Genomic DNA, 15,810 nt, shown 5'->3' on the forward strand with positions numbered 1-15,810 from the left:
GATTACCTCTTTGCGAGCTGCGCCGCAGCGCGTTGCAGGGAAGCCGCCAGCGTCAGCGCGCGGACGGCAGTCTTGGCCGACACCACGCGAGCGCCGGGATGCATGGGAATGGTCACGAGGGACGCTTCGAGAAGCTCCAGCTCGGAGATCGTCCGGCCACCGCGCGGGCGGTTCGCCGCTTTCTTCGTGCGGAAGCCGATGGAAATACCGCGCACGGCCCCCGAGCGGACCAGTGCGCGGACCTCGCGGGCGCGGGGAAGCTCGCCCACCAGGAGTTGCCCTTTGATGTGCAGCCCGTCCTCGCGCTCCTCGGCCACGCTCCAGGTGCCGACCGGATCGTTCTGGTCGTGACCGAAGAGCATGGGCAGCGGCAGTCGCGCTCCAGAAAATGCACCCTTGGTGATCACGTCGCCAACGCGGTCGGGCTCATCGAACGGCCATGCGAGGCCCTCGATGGAGCCGTCATCCGAGGCGTCGATCTTGGTCTCCAGGAAGACGCGGTCCATCACGCGTCCCCCCTGAACGCTGCGCGGTCGGACGCGAAGGCGTCGATCTGCGCCTGAACCCATGTTGCGGCCTTCAGAAGCCGCAGGACGTTTGCGTGGGTGAACGGAACCGGCTGGCCATCCTCCGTGATCTCCCAGGCCAATACGCAGCGCGCGAGGCTCTCTAGGCGGCAGCGCTCACGCGCCTCTGCCGAGACCAAGCCCTTGGCGTCCGCGACCTCGGAGAGATCGTCGGCGAGCCGCAGGCGCGCACGGTTCTGCACCTCGCTATCAGGTCCGGCCAACTTCACGCGAATGCCAGTCGCCTTGGCTGTCACCGGGTCGAGAAGATCGAACCAGTGGCCACGCTCCTGATCGGCGGAGAAGGCGCGGATATCGTCAAGCTGCATTGCTGGCCTCCGGTGCTGCTGCGGCGGTCGAGATGTTGGGATTGGCGAACTCGTCGCCGCCTGCGTAGGGCGTGAGGCCCAGCCAGGCGCGGCCTTCGTTCGGGTTGATGGTGCGCGAGGCGATCAGCGAATTGATCACCGTGGCACGGGTCGAGAGATCGGCTCGGGTCAGGTCGTCGCGGTCGAAGCGAATGGCATGGCGAAGCCGGTCCTCGTCGGAGAAGAGCGCCCGCCGGAGCGCGCCTTCGGTGGCGCGCAGCCACGGCTCCAGCGTATAGCTCAGGAACTCGCGGCCCATCTGCTCGGTGTTCGACCAGGTCGCGCGGTCGTGGTCGTAGAGCATGCTCGGCGGCACGCGGAAGGCGCGCGCGACTTCAAGGATTTGAAACTTGCGGTTTTCAAGGAACTGAGCGTCGGTCGAGTTCAGCGTGAACGGTTTGAACTCTGCGCCATCGTAGAGGATCGCGGTCTGCCCGGAATTGCCGTCACCCTCATGGGTCGCACGCCATGCCTCGCGGGCCTTCTTGACCATCTCCTGGCCCATGCCTTTCGGGAAGGTCAGCGCACCGGAGGGACGCGCACCGCGCCCGAAGAGCTTGGCCGCGTGCTTGTCGAGTGCCTGCGCCACGCCGATGGCTTCGCAGGCCAGCGTGAGAGGCGACTTCCCGAACGGGCTGCGCAGGTGGATCACGTTCGACGCGGGCACCGGGCGGGCGTCGATCTTGTAGCTCGGCTCGCCCGTGGTCTGGTCGAACTGCACGTCGATCACACCGCGCCGATAGCGGATGATCTCGGCCACGCGACCGTCGCCGAGGCGGTTGACGTAAGCCACGCCGCCCTTGTCGTCGGAGAGCGCGTCGATCACGAGATCGCGGATCAGCGAGAATCCGTCCGTCCAATCGTTCGCCTGGTCGCGGAGAAAGGGAAGAACCGGGTGGTTAGGGAGCGCGGTCTCGGTGCCATCCTCGCCGATGGCCTTGACCGAGATGTCGAGCGTGGCGACAGCCTCGGAGATCACGCGGATCGCGGAGCCGACAGCCGGGACACGAAGCGCGCTCTCAGGGGTGACAGGCGTTCCGGTGGCAGCGGTCGGCATCAACCCAAAGAGCGCATAGAGATCGCCGCCCGGTTCGGCGAGCCCCTTCTCTTCGGTCTGAACTTTGCGCGTGAATGGCCACATGCTGCAATGATCGCAGCGACTTAGCCTCTTGTGCAGCTAGCAAGACCTGCCAAATCCTACCAAATGCGCCCACTGGAAAATCCAGTTTCGGGCAAATCGTGCGCGAGCTTCCCCGCGCCGGTCCCCTCGGGTGATCGAAAGTCAGAGACCACCCCCGCCTCGACTATCAGCCGGATTTCTTAGCCCTTTTAGGTTTGGGCCGAGGCAACTTGAAATCAATAATGATCAGCGTGTTTGGCTCGCTGCCCGGATTAAGAACCGCCTCGTCCAAGGGGGTCATCTCATCCATCAGAAGCTTCTTGATCCGCTTCTCCGATACGGTCGAAACAACGCCGAGGTCTCGCCTTACCTGAGCGCTTGAGACGGCAACGCGATCCGGGCCTTTCTTGCCTGAATTCGAACGGAACAGCTCGCGAAGATAAGCGGAGAGCTGTCCTTCAAGCTCGCTCTCGTTGAACTCGCTTTCATTTGTCATGGGGTTGGTCAGGACCAATGCTTGGGAGATAACGCGAAGCTATCAAAGGTCACCGGGACAACCAAGCGTTGAGCTCGGATCGAATAGCCAGGTAACCAGCGCCCTCGACCTTGCGGATCGGGATGCGCGGGTTCTTTGCCCAGCGGCGAGCGGTCGAGACCGAGATGCCCAGAGCACGGGCGATGGTCTCCAAACCCCAGAGCTTCTCGGGGCCGGTGGTGATGGCGTCGAAGCGCCAGCGGTCCAAGGGAGGATGATCGGTCACTGCTAACCTCATTTCTTGTTTTTGCTGCGACGAAGGCTCTCCGTTGGGGCGCGCCCCGCCTCTCAGGGCGGGCGCACAGCCCTTAGGGGTATGGGGATATATGGCGCTAGGGGGATGAAGGGGGGGATGAAGGGGGGATGAACCCACTACAGAAGCCACTTTGCTAGGGGGGATGAAGGGGGTTTGCATGGTCGTCACTGGCCCGCCTCCACGATGAACGTGCGGGGTCTCGACGCTGGCCCTTCCTTCTCAATCCTGATCTTGCCCGACGCCAACAGGCCATCCATCGCCGCCTTGAAGGCCCGTTTGGTCATGCCCTCGTTTTCCGGGTGTTCAGCGAATTGCTTGGGGGCATAGTTCGGCCCGCCCGCATGGTTTACCTGCCGTCCCTGGGCCGTGAAGGCGGACAGAAGCTTCATGAACACCCGCTGCGCCTTGGCCCCTGCTGCCAGCTTGTCCAAGCCCTGTTCCGACACCTCGGGCACGAACACCCCGGCCTGCCACTTCATGTGCGTCTCTTCCCCGATGCGCCCGTAGTTGGCTTTCATCGTGGTCATGACGCGGCGGTCAGGATCGGCCTCGAAACCGCCATCGGTGATCCGGGACAAGTACAGTCGCGAGCGCACCGAGTTGTTCCAAGCGGTGGAGCCGGAAGAACCGCTGCCGCTCGACAGGCCAGTCAGAGAGGGATGTCCGAGGAGAAGCACCGCGCAACCGCGCCGAAGCGCCAGCCCGCGAAGGATGCCAATGAACTGGCGCACTTTGGCTCGGTCATTCTCGTTCGCAGGGTAGACGTCCGCGAGCGTGTCGATCACGACCAGAGACGGGGCCTCATCCTCCGCCCTGCGGTCGAGTTCTTTGAACAACTCGGATTTCATCATAGTCACCTGACTTTCGACGGCGAGAAGCGCGTCTTCGCCAGCGAGAGACCGCAGCGTCAAACCTTCGAGATCGTCGTAAGACAAACGCTCAGCGCGGACGATGTCTTCCAGTCGCCTGTGCAGCTCGTCGTCATCGTCCTCGGCGCTCATATAGATCACACGACCAGGAGAGACGCCCTTGCCGATCCATCCGGTGCCGGTGGCTACGGCCACAGCGAGCTGCAGCGAGAGCAGGCTCTTGCCCGTGCCGCCATCGCCGCTGAACAGCGTTACCGTTTTTTGCGGGATAAGCCCGTGCACCAGCCATTCACGGGGTTTGACGCTCTTACCCTTGAGCGACGATGCCGGATAAAAGCAAGAGGCGCGGGAAGGCTCTGCAGCCTCCTCCTCGCGACCAATATGCGGATAGCCGCGTGCAGCTTCCAGTTCGGCTGCGATCTGGTCGAAACTTCGCATCATGCGGCACCCCCATGCAGAGGAACCACATCGGCGGTACAGAGCGTCAGGTTAGACGCTTCGACCATGCCCTCGGCGAAGTCGATGGCGCGCTGCCGATCAGGGAAGGTGCGGGCGAGATAGCCGCTGTCCCGGTGGCGGTCCCAGACCATCACCCCGAAGCGGTTCTCATCATCCCAGCCGTCGATAATTTCGATCTCGCCCCTCATGCCGCTGCCCTCCCGTTCGCATAGGCCAAGAAGGCCTTACGGCGCTCCTCGGTCATGGCCTCGAAGGCGGCAGTGCAATAGGCGTCGAGTTCCGTCTCGCTGGCGAAGGTCACCCACGTCGCGGCCTCGCCCAACTCATCGAAGAGAGGCGCAATCGGCATCCCAGCTCCGCCTAGAACGGTATTCGCGACGATCTCGGCTTGCTCCGGCTCCAAGGCTTTCAGAGCCGCCCAGGCCAGCTTGGCCCGCTCGACATCGGTCAGGCGCAGCGCGGAGATGGTCGAGAAATCTCGCCATGCCTCGTAGGTGTCGAGCGTCAGTGCGCAGCCAAGAGATCGCGCCGCGCGCTTGTGGGGCTTGGCCGCGTATTTCGACATTGCCGAAGCACGGCGAGGCCGGTTATTCTGACCGCGAGGAGCTTCCTGAGCCTCAAGATTTCCAGCGCCGTTGCGGGGTCCAGCCGCAGCGGCGTTTTCTTTTGCTTGGCTCAAATCGGCGTTTGAAACTTTCGCGGTCTGTTCCCGTTTTGTCGGGGCACTTTTTGAAACAGAACCATGTTGACTTTCTTGGATTTCAGGCCGGATTGCAAATCCGTGTACACCGGTTCGATTCCGGTACTCGCCTCCACTAATCCCCTGGAATCACCAGACCTTGTCCAGCCGAGCCCCGGATGTGGCCGACCGGCATGACCTGTTCGTGCGCGCGCCCCCGCGGGTCGGGCGCTCTCCTGCATCGACCTTTCGGCAGAAACCCGGTCGTCACCACCCCCGTCACGTCCACGATCGCATACAATCGCGGCGCTTAAACGACCGCGGGCGGGCCCTGAGGCCCGCCCGCGGTCGATCCGAACTGTGCCCGGCTCAGTGCGCGGGCGATTGCGCCGTGCGGCCGATGGCGCAGGCGGCTTTCCAGCGTTCTGCGAGGTCCTGCCAGCTCAGCGAAGGGGCGCTTGCGCTGGTGCGCGCGGTCTGTTGTGTCTCGGACATATGTCTCTCCGTCGAAAGATCAGATGACAGTCGGAGCCGATGGGCAGCCCGTCGGTTTCCAATAGGAAACTTAGGGCACCACCTCCGTCGCGACCAGCGCACAGGATGTCGCAGGCGCAGCTTTGTCAGAGGCTCTCGATCTTCTGATACGCGTCGCGGAGCGCGTCCGACCAGGCGCGGCTGAGCTGGGCGAAGCGCTCGTCCTCGGCCTCGATGCGGCGCTGGCGGGAGATGCGGAAGCTGTCCTTCTCGATCACCACGAGATCGAGCGGCATGCCCACCGAGAGGTTCGAGCGCAGGGTCGAATCCATCGACAAGAGCACGGCCTTCTCCGCATCCTCGAGCGAGGTCTCGGGCGTGATGACCCGGTCGAGGATCGGCTTGCCGTATTTGTGCTCGCCGATCTGGAGGAACGGCGTGTCGCGCGTGGCCTCGATGAAATTGCCCTCGGGATAGATCAGGAACATCCGCATCGGACCGCCCCGGCGCTGCCCCGCCACGATCAGCGAGGCGGTCGCGGACTGGTTCATCCGGCTGAGCTTGATCGACACGTCGGTGGTCACGTCGGCAAGTGTCGCGCCGATGATCTGCGCCACCTTCAGCATCGAAGGCGCGTGCAGGATCGAGCGGGTCTCGTCGGGATCGTCCTCTTCCGTCGCCTCGGTGAGTCGCGCGAGCGTGGTCTGGGTCACCGACAGGCTGCCCGCGGTCATGATCGCGATCACCCGCTCGCCGTCATTGGAGAAGGTGAACATCTTGCGATAGATCGAGATATTGTCGAGCCCGGCATTGGTGCGGGTGTCCGACAGGAGCACGATGCCCTGATCGAGCAGAAGTCCCACGCAGTAGGTCATGTCAGTCCCCGAACCCCGGTTGCAGCGCTCGCAGAGCTAGGTCCGCCGCGGGAAAAGCGCAATCTCCCGGCGGAAAGATTTCCGCGCAGCGTCCGCCACGTCACTGCTGCTGGGTCTGCGCATCCCCCGACTGGCTCTGGCTCTGGCTCTGGCCGCTCGGCTGCACCGACACCGCGACCTCCAGCGCCTCGTCGGACTGGCCCGAGACGACGCCGCGGATCGGGGCGGCGTCCTGCGCGTCGTAGCCCGAACCGAGACGGACATAACGGTCGTCGGGGCAGCAGCTGTTGGCCGCGTCGAAGCCGACCCAGCCCAGAACCGGAACGAAGAGCTCGGCCCAGGCATGGCTGGCCTCGGTGCCGTTGCTCTGGTCGCCAGCCATCAGGTAGCCGGTCACGTAGCGCGCGGGGATGTCGCTGGCCTGAGCGGCGGCGATCAGGACATGGGTGTGGTCCTGGCAGACGCCCTTGCCGCCCGCCAGCGCCTCGGCGGCGGTGGTGGCAGGCTCGGTCTCTCCGGGCACGTATTCGACCGCCTCCGCCACGGCGCGCGCGAGCGCGTGCGCGCGGTCGAGCCCGGCCTCCGCCGAGACGCCGTCGAGCGCGTCGCGCGCCAGCGTCCGGATATCGGCATCCGCGAAGGTCTGCTTGGTCGCGGTCAAGTAGGCCGAGGGCGGCACCAGTTCGCGATGGCCTTTGAGCACGCCCGCGAGATCGCGGGTCTCGACCTCGCCCGCAACCTCTATCACCAGCTCCTCGACCGGGCCGGTGACCGAGATGGTCTCGGTCCAGTCCCCTGCCCCGTCGCGGAAGCTCGCACCGCGCAGCGCGCCGGGCACGGTGACCGACCATTCGATCACGTCCTGCCCCGAGAAGCGCGAGGGCCAGAGACGGTGCGACTGCACCAGCCGCCGCACCGGGGTCTCGAAGCGGTAGGTCGTGGTGTGGCGGACCGAGAGCCTCATGCCGGTATCCCCTGCAGATAGGTGTCCTGAACGGTGGCCGCGATCTCGGCGTTGAGACCCATGTAGCGGATCAGGAACTCGTGCAGCCCTTCGTCGAAGACGTCCTCGACCGTCGCCTCGGCCAGTTCCGACAGCAAGGTCCGGGCCGCGGTCTGTGCCCGTGTGGCACCGTGCTGCGCGTAGCCGCGGGCGAGAGCGTCGAGGTGATCGTTGGTCTTCTGGACCGTGGTCAAAAGCGAGCGCGGGAACTCGCGGTTGAGGATCAGGAAATGCGCGATCCGCGCCGCCGTGATCTCGCCCTTGTAAGTCCAGGTATAGGCTCCGTGGGCCGACATCGACCGCAGCAGCGTCACCCATTGCGACTTGTCGAGCCCCGAGCCGACATAGGAGAGCGACGGCAGCAGCACGTAATATTTCACGTCGAGCAGCCGCGCGGTGTTGTCGCCGCGCTCGAGCGCGACGCCGAGCCCCATGAAGTGATAGCCGTCATTGCGCAGCTGCGTCGCGGCAATGGCGCCGCGGATCGTCGCGCAGGAGCGCTGAGTCCACTCCGCCAGTTCCGCGAGCGACAGCTTCGAGCGCTCGGTGCGCCGCATCTCGCGCATTTCCTGGTAGGCGATATTGATCGCGTCCCAGACCTGGCTCGTGAGCGCGGTGCGGACGACGCGGGCATTCTCGCGCGCCATCGCGATGCAGGAGCTGACCGAGGACGGGTTCTCTTCGTCGAAAAAGAGGAACGTCTCGATATTGCGCTGGACGGTGTCGCGATACTTGGTCTCGAACGCGTCGAGCGATCCAGTGGCCTGCAGGATGGCCTTCCAGTCGTTGCGGTATCCGCCGCCGATATCGGGCATCAGCGCGTTGCGGGCGCCCACTTCCAGAAGGCGCGCCATGGTTTCGGCCCGCTCGATATAGCGGCCCAGCCAGAACAGATGTGTCGCGGTGCGGCTCAGCATGTCGTCACCCTCATTCCGCCAGAACCCAGGTGTCTTTCACCCCGCCGCCCTGGCTGGAGTTCACCACCAGCGAGCCCTCCTTAAGCGCGACGCGGGTGAGGCCCCCGGGCACAAGCTCGATGGTCTCGCCGACAAGGCAATAGGGCCGCAAGTCGACATGGCGCGGCGCGACGCCCTCGTCCACGAAGGTCGGACAGGTCGAAAGCGCCAGGGTCGGCTGGGCGATGTAGTTCCACGGCTTGGCCATGATCTTCTCGCGGAAGGTCTCGATCATGCTCTTGTCGCTCTTGGGACCGACCAGCATGCCGTAGCCGCCCGAGCCGTGCACTTCCTTGACCACGAGCTCCGGCAGGTGCTCGAGCACGTATTTGCAATCGTCGTCCTTGGCGCATTGCCAGGTCGGCACGTTCTCGAGGATCGGCTCCTCGCCCAGGTAGAAGCGCACCATCTCGGGCACGTAGGTGTAGATCGCCTTGTCGTCGGCGACGCCCGCCCCCGGGGCCGAGCAGATCGAGACGCCGCCCGAGCGGTAGACATTCATCAGCCCCGGCACGCCCAGCATCGAGTCGGGGCGGAAGCACAGCGGATCGAGGAAGGCGTCGTCGATCCGGCGATAGATCACGTCGACCTTCTGCGGACCTTCGGTGGTCTTCATCCAGCAGAAATCGCCCTCGACAAAGAGGTCCTGCCCCTCGACCAGTTCGACCCCCATAAGATCCGCCAGGAAGGAATGCTCGTAATAGGCCGAGTTGAACTGGCCGGGCGTCAGGATCACCACCGTCGGCTCGCCGTCGCATTTCGGCGGCGCGACAGAGGCCAGCGTGCGTTTCAGCGCCGCGGCGTAGCCGTCCACCGGCGCGATGCGGTTCTCGACGAAAAGCTGCGGGAACATGCGCATCATGATCTCGCGGTTCTGCAGCATGTAGGAGACGCCCGAGGGCGTCCGGCAATTGTCCTCGAGCACGTAGAACTGGTCCGGGCCGGTGCGGACGAGGTCGATGCCGACGATATGCGACCAGACATTGCGCGGCGGGCGCATGCCGACCACCGCGCGCTCGAACGCCTCGTTATGGGTGACGAGATGCTCGGGGATGCGACCCGCCCGGATCATCTCGCGCCGGTCATAGACATCGGCGAGGAAGGCGTTCAGCGCCGCAGCCCGCTGGCGGATGCCACGGTCGAGCTTGCGCCACTCGTCCGCGGTGAAGACCCGCGGGAACATGTCGAAGGGAATCAGGCGCTCGGGATCGCCGCCTTCGCCGTAGACGGCGAAGGTGATGCCGACCCGCCGGAAGAGTGCCTCGGCCTCGGATTGCTTCAGGCTTCTGAGGTCCAGCGGCATGTCGCGGTGCCAGCGTTCCAGCTCGGCATAGGCCTGCCGAACCTCGCCCCCCGCTCCCATCTCGTCAAAAGTTCTGGTCATAACGCCCTTGTATTTCAGGAAGATGCAGCAATCACTGCATGTCCTCGCTAGCCTGTGCAATCCGGACCCGCCGCCGTTCCCATCCTGCCGCGGCGCGGCCAGTGCGTGCGGATAGAATTAGGCCATGCCGCCCGAAAATCAGGCAAAATCGACATTCCGGCCCGGCAATCGGGGCGAACCGCCGCGTCCGCTGAGGCAATCGCCCACGAAACAGGCAGCCCCCGGCAAAAGCGCCCAAAAAACGACCACGCGCCCCGGTTCGGAGAGGGCCGGACCAGCGCCGCGTGGCGTCAGGCTGCGCAATCGCTACGCAAATGTTGCGCCGATTGACGGCGTATCCGGAGCTCACGCGGAGACCTTACGACCCGGCGGGTCGCACCCTCTGCGCGATCGCAACGCAACCGCTGCGGCGACAGACATTGCAGGCCATCCGGCGGGGGCTGCCCCCAAGGCCTAAGCTGTCCCGCGCCCGCAACAGGGTAGGACAATGAAGAAGAAACTGCATTTCACCGGTGTCGCTCTGGCCGCGCTCGTCGCCGCCGCGCCCGCTCTCGCCCAGGACGCCGAATGCCCGATCAAGGTCGGTGTGCTGCACTCGCTCTCCGGCACGATGGCGATCTCGGAGACCACGCTGAAAGACACCATGCTGATGCTCGTCGAGCAGCAGAACGAAAAAGGCGGTCTTCTGGGCTGCGAGCTCGAGGCGGTCGTGGTCGACCCGGCCTCGGACTGGCCGCTCTTCGCCGAAAAGGCGCGTGAACTGCTGACCGTGCACGAGGTCGACGTGATCTTCGGCAACTGGACCTCGGTGTCGCGGAAATCCGTGCTGCCCGTCATCGAAGAGCTGAACGGCCTGCTCTTCTACCCCGTCCAGTACGAGGGCGAGGAAAGCTCGAAGAACGTCTTCTACACCGGCGCGGCGCCGAACCAGCAGGCGATCCCGGCGGTGGATTATTTCCTCGAAGAGCTCGGCGTCGAGAAATTCGCGCTCCTGGGCACCGACTACGTCTATCCGCGGACGACCAACAACATCCTCGAGAGCTACCTCAAGGATGCCGGCATCCCCGAGGAGGACATCTTCGTCAACTACACCCCCTTCGGTCATTCCGACTGGGCGACGATCGTCTCGGACGTCGTGGCGCTCGGCGCGGACGGCAAGCAGGTCGGCGTGATCTCGACGATCAACGGCGACGCCAATATCGGCTTCTACAAGGAGCTTGCCGCAGCGGGCGTCTCGGCTGACGACATCCCCGTCGTGGCCTTCTCGGTCGGCGAGGAAGAGCTCTCCGGCCTCGATACCTCGAACCTCGTCGGCCACCTCGCCGCGTGGAACTACTTCATGTCCGCCGACACGCCCGCGAATGCCGAGTTCATCGAGACCTGGCACGCCTTCATCGGCGACGAGGCGCGCGTGACCAACGACCCGATGGAAGCCCACTATATCGGCTTCAACATGTGGGTGAATGCGACTGAGGCGGCCGGCACCACCGATGTCGACGCCGTGCGCGAGGCGATGTGGGGCCAGGAGTTCCCGAACCTGACCGGCGGCACCGCCGTGATGGGCGTGAACCACCACCTCTCGAAGCCGGTGCTGATCGGCGAGATCCGCGCCGACGGCCAGTTCGACATCATCAGCCAGACCGAGCCGGTGCCGGGCGATGCCTGGACCGACTTCCTGCCGGAATCGGCTGTGCTCAAGTCGGATTGGAAGGACCTCCAGTGCGGCATGTACAACACCGAGACCGAGAGCTGCGTCCAGATCGAGTCGAACTACTGATCTGACCTCCCGAATACCGCCCGGGCGCGGCGCGACGTCGTCGCGCCCGGGTCCCCTCACGCTCCCGGAAAGCTTCAAAATCCCATGCTGCGCGCCCTCACACTCGTTCTCGCGCTCGTCCTTGCCGCGCCCGCCTCATGGGCGCAGGGAAGCGCGCTGCAGGAGCTGCTCCAGACCCATGCCGACGAGGTCGCCGATCCCGGCCGCCGCAGCGTCGGCGTCGTCATCGAGGACCTGATCGCGACGCAGCCGCCGGGCACGGCCACCTTCCTGAACCGCTGGCAGGAGCGCGAGGTCGTCCGGAGATCCTCGGACGGGCTGTTCTATTACGGAGACCGCTCCGACGGTTCCTACACGCTCTTCGACATCGAGACCGGCGACGAGACCGGGACCGCCCCGGCCGATGAGATCACCGAGATCCGTCCCAATGGCGGCGTGCGCCGGGTGATCGGCAGCGCGCTGGTGCAATTCCAGCTCTCCGACCCCGATCCCGCGGCGCGGACGGATGCGCTCGACTCGATCCTCCGCCGCCCGGATGCCGACCAGCTCGAGCCGCTCCGCGCCTCGATCCCCGACGAGCCCGACGCGACGATCCGCGCCCGCAAGGAGCGGCTCGCCAATATCCTCGCCGCCCGGTTCGGACGCGCCACCGAGACCCGCGTCGAGGCGATCGGGAACCTGTCCTCGGCGCTCGATCTCGACACCCGCGCGGCGCTGAACCAAATCCTGACCACCACCGAGGGCGTGGCCGAAGCGCTCCCCGAAGACGCCAATATCGCGGCGATCCTCGAGCCGGGCACGGACCTGACCCGCGATGCCGCCTATGCGGCGCTGGTCGAGGCCGGGCTCGCGCCGCCGCGCCAGAGCGCCGATGCGATCAAGCAGACCCTGACCCAGAACATCGTCGATGGCCGCGTCGGCGGCATCCCCGTCGGCCAGCTCAACACGGAGGCCGCGCGTGCCCGGGCCTATGCCGCGCTGGCCGAGGCCGGATCGGCCCCGCCGATCGTGACCGACGCGGACCGCGACGCCGCGCTCGACGCGCATGTCTTCTACCGCGCCTATGACGAGAGCGACCCCGCGATCACCGACGCCGCCCGCACCGCGCTTGACGAGGTCGAGGCCCGCGTGGCGCGCAACCAGGTGCTCGATATCGGGCTCGACGCGATCTCGCTCGCCTCGATCTACTTCCTTGCCGCCATCGGCCTTGCAATCACCTTCGGCGTGATGGGCGTGATCAACATGGCCCATGGCGAGTTCATCATGATGGGCGCCTATACCGGCTATGTCGTCCAGCAGATCGTGCCCGATTACACGCTGTCGCTGATCGTCGCCCTGCCGCTGGCCTTCGCGGTCACTTTTGCGGCGGGCGTTGCGATGGAGCGGCTGGTGATCCGGCATCTCTATCACCGACCGCTCGAGACGCTGCTCGCCACTTTCGGCATCTCCATCGCGCTTCAGCAGCTTGCCAAGAACATCTTCGGCACGCAGGCGCGCCCGCTGACCTCGCCCGGCTGGCTCGACGGCGCGTGGCTCATCAACGACGTGGTCCAGATCGCCAATATCCGCATCGCCATCTTTATCTTAGCGCTGATCTTCCTGGCGCTGATCCTCGTGGTGCTGAACCGCACCCGGCTCGGACTCGAGGTCCGCGCTGTGACGCAGAACCCAGGGATGGCGGCCTCGATGGGGATCGATCCCGACCGGATCAACATGCTGACCTTCGGCCTCGGCTCGGGCATCGCCGGGATCGCGGGGGTGGCGATCGGGCTTTACGCCAAGGTGACCTCGGAGATGGGCGCCGATTACATCGTCCAGAGCTTCATGACCGTGGTCGTGGGCGGCGTCGGCAATGTCTGGGGCACGCTCGCGGGCGCCACGCTGATCGGCGGGCTGCAGAAGGGCATCGAGTGGTTCAACCCGTCGAACACGCTGGCGGCGCAGACCTACATGATCCTCTTCATCATCCTCTTCATCCAGTTCCGCCCCAAGGGCATCGTCGCCCTCAAGGGCCGCGCGGCGGGAGACTGAGGCCATGGCCGAACTGCACATCGACATCCTCCCAGAACCGACGCCCGCCTTCGCGGAGCTTGTGGAAGCGCATGTCGCCTTCTGCGACGGCACCGCGCCCGCCGAGAGCTGCCACCGGCTTCCCGTCTCGGCGCTCTTCACGCCCGACATCACCATCTGGGTGGCGCGCGAAGGCGACCAACTGATCGCCATGGGCGCGCTCAAGGCGCTGTCCGAGCGCGACGGCGAGATCAAGTCCATGCACACCCGCGCCGCCTGCCGCGGCCGCGGTGCGGGCCGCGCGATCCTCGCGACCATCATCCGTGAGGCCCGCTCGCGCGGGCTGACGGCGCTTTGGCTCGAGACCGGCACGCATCCGGACTTCGCCGGGGCGCGGGCGCTCTACGCCGCGTATGGCTTCACCGAATGCCCGCCCTTCGGAGCCTATGTGACGGACCCGCACAGCCTCTTTCTGACCCTCGAGCTGACCACGACAAAGGAGCCGGCATGAACCGCAGCTTCATCGCCCGGAACCCGTCCATCCTGGTGTTCCTCGCGCTTCTTGCCGCCTTCACGCTCGGCGTGACCGTCCTGGCCGAGGCGACCGGCATCGGCCTCATCTCGACCTCCTTCGTCAAGACGCTCGGCAAGACGCTCTGCCTCTGCCTCGTTGCCATCGCGATGGATGTGGTCTGGGGCTATTGCGGGATCCTGTCGCTTGGGCACATGGCCTTCTTCGGCCTCGGCGGCTACGCCATCGGGCAATGGCTGATGTATGCGCGGACCGAGCTGATCGTGACGGAGAGCCTCTCGGCCGCCGCGATCCCGCCCACCCCGGACGAGATCCATTCCGCCATCGGCACGCAGATCTTCAGCGTCGTGGGCTCGTCGGAATTTCCGCTCATCTGGTCCTTCGCCGACAGCCTGTTCCTGCAGCTTCTGATGGTCATCCTGGTGCCCGGGCTGCTCGCGCTGGTCTTCGGCTGGCTCGCCTTTCGGAGCCGCGTGACCGGCGTCTACCTGTCGATCCTGACCCAGGCGATGACGCTCGCGCTCTCGCTCTACCTCTTCCAGAACGACAGCGGCCTGCGCGGCAATAACGGCCTCTCGGGCCTCCAGAACATCCCCGGCCTCGCCCAGACCAGCCAGGCGGTGATCTCCATCGCCTTCTTCTGGGCCTCAGCGCTCGCCCTGGCGCTCGGCTACGTGCTCTTTGCTTGGGTCACGTCGGGCAAGATGGGCAGCGTCATCCGCGGCATCCGCGACAACGAAAGCCGGGTGCGGTTCTTGGGCTACCATGTCGAGACCTACAAGCTCTTCGTCTTCACCCTGACCGCCGTGGTCGCAGGCCTCGCGGGCGCGCTCTATTACCCGCAGGCCGGGATCATCAACCCGGCCGAGATCGCGCCCATCGCCTCGATCTATCTTGCGGTCTGGGTCGCCATCGGCGGGCGCGGACGGCTCTACGGCGCGGTCCTCGGCACGGCCTTCGTGTCGCTTCTGTCGAGCTGGTTCACCGGCGGCGGCGCGCCGGATGTCGATCTGGGCGTCTACCGCATCCAGTGGACCGACTGGTGGCTGTTGCTCCTGGGCCTCTCCTTCGTGGCGGTCACGCTCTTTGCGCCCAAGGGGCTGGGCGGCCTCGTGGACCTCGTGAGCGACCGCCTTCCGCCCTTCCGTGTCGGCGATTACGGTCCCGACAAGGGCGCGCTGCGTCGCGAGGAGGGGCAGAAATGAAATCGCTCCTCGAATTGTCGGGCGTCTCGGTCTCCTTCGACGGGTTCCGCGCCATCAACAACCTGAGCTTCCAGATCGGCGAGCCTGAGCTTCGCGCGATCATCGGCCCGAACGGGGCCGGCAAGACGACCTTCATGGACATCATCACCGGCAAGACCCGCCCCGATGAGGGCCGGGTGATCTGGGGCGAGAAATCGGTCTCGCTCCTGAGGATGTCCGAAAGCCAGATTGCGCGCGCCGGGATCGGGCGCAAGTTCCAGAAACCCACCGTGTTCGAGGCGCAGACCGTACGCGAGAACCTTGCCATGGCGCTAAAGAACCCGCGCGGGCCCTTCGACGTCCTGCTCTATCGCAAGACCGAGGCCGGAGCCGCACGGATCGAAGAGTTGGCCCGCGAGGTTGGTCTTCACGACGATCTGCCGCGTCAGGCAGGCGCGCTGAGCCACGGTCAGAAGCAATGGCTGGAGATCGGGATGCTGCTTGCGCAGGACCCGCGCCTCCTGCTCGTGGACGAGCCCGCCGCGGGCATGACGCCCGCCGAGCGCGAGCACACCACCGACCTGCTGAAGCGCGCGGCCCGCACCCGCGCGGTGGTGGTCGTCGAGCACGATATGGAGTTCGTCCGCCGTCTCGACTGCCGCGTGACCGTCCTGCATGAGGGCTCGGTTCTGGCCGAGGGCAGCCTCGATCACGTCACCGCCAATCGCGACGTCATCGACGTCTATCTGGGCCGCTAGGAGGC

General features: G+C 65.6%; 18 protein-coding genes. 5 read left to right on the forward strand and 13 right to left on the reverse strand.

Translation table 11 applies throughout. The annotated features are described in order from the left end of the window. Positions 1 to 2: 2 nt before the first annotated feature. The 13 genes from ACFQ4E_RS03430 to ACFQ4E_RS03490 form a co-directional block, all read right to left on the reverse strand. Entirely contained in the window at positions 3 to 506 is a 504-nt protein-coding gene (locus ACFQ4E_RS03430; RefSeq protein WP_386801520.1) for an HK97 family phage prohead protease, read from the reverse strand. Continuing rightward, positions 506 to 895 (reverse strand): hypothetical protein, encoded by a 390-nt coding sequence (locus ACFQ4E_RS03435; RefSeq protein WP_386801521.1) that lies wholly within the window; start codon positions 893 to 895, stop codon positions 506 to 508. Before ACFQ4E_RS03435 ends, ACFQ4E_RS03430 begins: the two co-directional genes overlap by 1 nt. Next, the gene (locus ACFQ4E_RS03440) at positions 885 to 2,075 is read right to left on the reverse strand and encodes a phage portal protein (protein WP_386801522.1); all 1,191 of its coding nucleotides are present in this window, start codon (positions 2,073 to 2,075) and stop codon (positions 885 to 887) included. The genes ACFQ4E_RS03435 and ACFQ4E_RS03440 overlap by 11 nt, the downstream gene beginning before the upstream one ends. 166 nt (positions 2,076 to 2,241) lie before the next feature. Further along, positions 2,242 to 2,550, reverse strand: coding sequence for a hypothetical protein (locus ACFQ4E_RS03445; RefSeq protein WP_386801523.1), 309 nt, complete (start codon positions 2,548 to 2,550; stop codon positions 2,242 to 2,244). Positions 2,551 to 2,599: 49 nt separating this feature from the next. Continuing rightward, entirely contained in the window at positions 2,600 to 2,815 is a 216-nt protein-coding gene (locus tag ACFQ4E_RS03450; protein ID WP_386801524.1) for a helix-turn-helix transcriptional regulator, read from the reverse strand. Between the two features lie 194 nt (positions 2,816 to 3,009). Continuing rightward, positions 3,010 to 4,155, reverse strand: coding sequence for an AAA family ATPase (locus ACFQ4E_RS03455; protein ID WP_386801525.1), 1,146 nt, complete (start codon positions 4,153 to 4,155; stop codon positions 3,010 to 3,012). After that, positions 4,152 to 4,361 carry a hypothetical protein gene (locus ACFQ4E_RS03460; protein ID WP_386801526.1) on the reverse strand — a complete coding sequence of 70 codons (210 nt, stop codon included), beginning with the start codon at positions 4,359 to 4,361 and terminating at the stop codon, positions 4,152 to 4,154. The genes ACFQ4E_RS03455 and ACFQ4E_RS03460 overlap by 4 nt, the downstream gene beginning before the upstream one ends. Continuing rightward, positions 4,358 to 4,738 (reverse strand): hypothetical protein, encoded by a 381-nt coding sequence (locus tag ACFQ4E_RS03465; RefSeq protein ID WP_386801527.1) that lies wholly within the window; start codon positions 4,736 to 4,738, stop codon positions 4,358 to 4,360. Before ACFQ4E_RS03465 ends, ACFQ4E_RS03460 begins: the two co-directional genes overlap by 4 nt. 483 nt (positions 4,739 to 5,221) lie before the next feature. Further along, complete coding sequence (locus tag ACFQ4E_RS03470; protein ID WP_386801528.1) at positions 5,222 to 5,347, reverse strand: hypothetical protein; 126 nt, start codon at positions 5,345 to 5,347, stop codon at positions 5,222 to 5,224. Positions 5,348 to 5,472: 125 nt separating this feature from the next. After that, positions 5,473 to 6,201, reverse strand: coding sequence for a peptidase (locus ACFQ4E_RS03475; protein WP_386801529.1), 729 nt, complete (start codon positions 6,199 to 6,201; stop codon positions 5,473 to 5,475). A gap of 100 nt (positions 6,202 to 6,301) precedes the next feature. Further along, positions 6,302 to 7,165, reverse strand: coding sequence for a transglutaminase family protein (locus tag ACFQ4E_RS03480; RefSeq protein ID WP_386801530.1), 864 nt, complete (start codon positions 7,163 to 7,165; stop codon positions 6,302 to 6,304). After that, a complete protein-coding gene (locus ACFQ4E_RS03485) occupies positions 7,162 to 8,121 on the reverse strand; it encodes an alpha-E domain-containing protein (protein WP_386801531.1) in 960 nt (319 codons plus the stop codon). Before ACFQ4E_RS03485 ends, ACFQ4E_RS03480 begins: the two co-directional genes overlap by 4 nt. A 10-nt stretch (positions 8,122 to 8,131) precedes the next feature. Further along, positions 8,132 to 9,544, reverse strand: coding sequence for a circularly permuted type 2 ATP-grasp protein (locus ACFQ4E_RS03490; RefSeq protein WP_386801532.1), 1,413 nt, complete (start codon positions 9,542 to 9,544; stop codon positions 8,132 to 8,134). 487 nt (positions 9,545 to 10,031) lie between these two features. Between ACFQ4E_RS03490 and urtA the strand changes: the two genes are divergently transcribed. From urtA to urtD, 5 genes are all read left to right on the forward strand, one after another. Then, positions 10,032 to 11,321: an urea ABC transporter substrate-binding protein gene (gene urtA, locus ACFQ4E_RS03495; RefSeq protein ID WP_386801533.1), complete on the forward strand. Its 1,290-nt coding sequence runs from the start codon at positions 10,032 to 10,034 to the stop codon at positions 11,319 to 11,321. A gap of 84 nt (positions 11,322 to 11,405) precedes the next feature. Continuing rightward, on the forward strand, positions 11,406 to 13,352 hold the full coding sequence (gene urtB, locus ACFQ4E_RS03500; protein WP_386801534.1) for an urea ABC transporter permease subunit UrtB: 1,947 nt from the start codon (positions 11,406 to 11,408) through the stop codon (positions 13,350 to 13,352). Between the two features lie 4 nt (positions 13,353 to 13,356). Beyond that, the gene (locus ACFQ4E_RS03505; RefSeq protein ID WP_386801535.1) at positions 13,357 to 13,842 is read left to right on the forward strand and encodes a GNAT family N-acetyltransferase; all 486 of its coding nucleotides are present in this window, start codon (positions 13,357 to 13,359) and stop codon (positions 13,840 to 13,842) included. Next, positions 13,839 to 15,068, forward strand: a complete 1,230-nt coding sequence (gene urtC, locus ACFQ4E_RS03510; RefSeq protein ID WP_386801536.1) for an urea ABC transporter permease subunit UrtC — start codon at positions 13,839 to 13,841, stop codon at positions 15,066 to 15,068. The genes ACFQ4E_RS03505 and urtC overlap by 4 nt, the downstream gene beginning before the upstream one ends. Then, positions 15,065 to 15,805: an urea ABC transporter ATP-binding protein UrtD gene (gene urtD / locus ACFQ4E_RS03515; protein ID WP_386801537.1), complete on the forward strand. Its 741-nt coding sequence runs from the start codon at positions 15,065 to 15,067 to the stop codon at positions 15,803 to 15,805. The genes urtC and urtD overlap by 4 nt, the downstream gene beginning before the upstream one ends. The last annotated feature ends 5 nt before the right edge of the window (positions 15,806 to 15,810 follow it).

This window comes from Litorisediminicola beolgyonensis (genome assembly GCF_042679605.1).
GTDB lineage: Bacteria > Pseudomonadota > Alphaproteobacteria > Rhodobacterales > Rhodobacteraceae > Litorisediminicola > Litorisediminicola beolgyonensis.

What these genes read in the sequence shown, in the direction of transcription:
- urtC (WP_386801536.1), top strand. Translation starts at nt 13,839, where the DNA reads ATGAACCGCAGCTTCATCGCCCGGAACCCGTCCATCCTGGTGTTCCTC.
- ACFQ4E_RS03485 (WP_386801531.1), bottom strand. Translation starts at nt 8,121, where the DNA reads ATGCTGAGCCGCACCGCGACACATCTGTTCTGGCTGGGCCGCTATATC.
- ACFQ4E_RS03435 (WP_386801521.1), bottom strand. Translation starts at nt 895, where the DNA reads ATGCAGCTTGACGATATCCGCGCCTTCTCCGCCGATCAGGAGCGTGGC.
- ACFQ4E_RS03505 (WP_386801535.1), top strand. Translation starts at nt 13,357, where the DNA reads ATGGCCGAACTGCACATCGACATCCTCCCAGAACCGACGCCCGCCTTC.
- ACFQ4E_RS03490 (WP_386801532.1), bottom strand. Translation starts at nt 9,544, where the DNA reads ATGACCAGAACTTTTGACGAGATGGGAGCGGGGGGCGAGGTTCGGCAG.
- urtB (WP_386801534.1), top strand. Translation starts at nt 11,406, where the DNA reads ATGCTGCGCGCCCTCACACTCGTTCTCGCGCTCGTCCTTGCCGCGCCC.
- ACFQ4E_RS03465 (WP_386801527.1), bottom strand. Translation starts at nt 4,738, where the DNA reads ATGTCGAAATACGCGGCCAAGCCCCACAAGCGCGCGGCGCGATCTCTT.
- ACFQ4E_RS03440 (WP_386801522.1), bottom strand. Translation starts at nt 2,075, where the DNA reads ATGTGGCCATTCACGCGCAAAGTTCAGACCGAAGAGAAGGGGCTCGCC.
- ACFQ4E_RS03445 (WP_386801523.1), bottom strand. Translation starts at nt 2,550, where the DNA reads ATGACAAATGAAAGCGAGTTCAACGAGAGCGAGCTTGAAGGACAGCTC.
- ACFQ4E_RS03475 (WP_386801529.1), bottom strand. Translation starts at nt 6,201, where the DNA reads ATGACCTACTGCGTGGGACTTCTGCTCGATCAGGGCATCGTGCTCCTG.
- urtA (WP_386801533.1), top strand. Translation starts at nt 10,032, where the DNA reads ATGAAGAAGAAACTGCATTTCACCGGTGTCGCTCTGGCCGCGCTCGTC.
- ACFQ4E_RS03460 (WP_386801526.1), bottom strand. Translation starts at nt 4,361, where the DNA reads ATGAGGGGCGAGATCGAAATTATCGACGGCTGGGATGATGAGAACCGC.
- ACFQ4E_RS03480 (WP_386801530.1), bottom strand. Translation starts at nt 7,165, where the DNA reads ATGAGGCTCTCGGTCCGCCACACCACGACCTACCGCTTCGAGACCCCG.
- urtD (WP_386801537.1), top strand. Translation starts at nt 15,065, where the DNA reads ATGAAATCGCTCCTCGAATTGTCGGGCGTCTCGGTCTCCTTCGACGGG.
- ACFQ4E_RS03430 (WP_386801520.1), bottom strand. Translation starts at nt 506, where the DNA reads ATGGACCGCGTCTTCCTGGAGACCAAGATCGACGCCTCGGATGACGGC.
- ACFQ4E_RS03455 (WP_386801525.1), bottom strand. Translation starts at nt 4,155, where the DNA reads ATGATGCGAAGTTTCGACCAGATCGCAGCCGAACTGGAAGCTGCACGC.
- ACFQ4E_RS03470 (WP_386801528.1), bottom strand. Translation starts at nt 5,347, where the DNA reads ATGTCCGAGACACAACAGACCGCGCGCACCAGCGCAAGCGCCCCTTCG.